Source organism: Neisseria sp. P0021.S006 (genome assembly GCF_051956895.1).
The window spans coordinates 1-687 of the sequence record NZ_JBQCWZ010000745.1 but is presented as its reverse complement, the minus strand read 5'-3'; the positions used below and the strand labels follow the sequence as shown (position 1 = coordinate 687).

Annotated in this window: 1 protein-coding gene; it reads left to right on the top strand. The window is 49.9% G+C overall.

Translation table 11 applies throughout. The annotated features are described in order from the left end of the window. Positions 1 to 460: S-adenosylmethionine:tRNA ribosyltransferase-isomerase (locus tag ACTHUM_RS16850; protein ID WP_440403534.1), on the top strand; the 460-nt coding region annotated here is incomplete at its 5' end. Between the last annotated feature and the right edge of the window lie 227 nt (positions 461 to 687).

Sequence of the window (687 nt, the reverse complement as noted above, 5' to 3'; positions counted from 1 at the left end):
GAAAGCCAAAGGCGTAGAAACCGCAGAAGTGACCCTACACGTCGGTGCCGGCACATTCCAACCCGTACGCGTCGATAAAATTGAAGAACACAAAATGCACAGCGAGTGGTTTGACGTACCGGCCGAGACCGTTGCCGCCGTTGAGGCCGCCAAAGCGCGCGGCAATAAGGTGTGGGCAGTGGGCACAACCTCCATGCGCGCCTTGGAATCCGCTGCACGCGAGACAGGCCGTCTGAAAGCCGGTCGCGGCGATACCGATATTTTCATTACGCCGGGCTACCGCTTCAATGTTGCCGACCGATTGATTACCAATTTCCACCTGCCCAAATCAACCTTGCTGATGCTTGTCAGCGCGTTTTCGGGTATGGAGCATATCCGCAGCGTTTACCGCCATGCGGTGGAACAGGAATACCGCTTTTTCAGCTATGGCGATGCGATGATTTTAGGGAAAGCGGAATAAATCGGAAGCGGATTGGAGCGTTTCAAATGGGGTATTTGGGTTGTCCCGAATCTGAATTAGTTGGAATGCTCTAAAATACGCGAATCAAAATAAATTATTGAAGTAAACACGCGAAGTTGTTGGGATTTGAGTTGTAAGAAACAAAGTACAAAAACAAAAAGGCCGTCTGAAAATCGTTTTTCAGACGGCCTTTTATCTTCTCATGCTTAGGCGTCGATGTTTTGTGC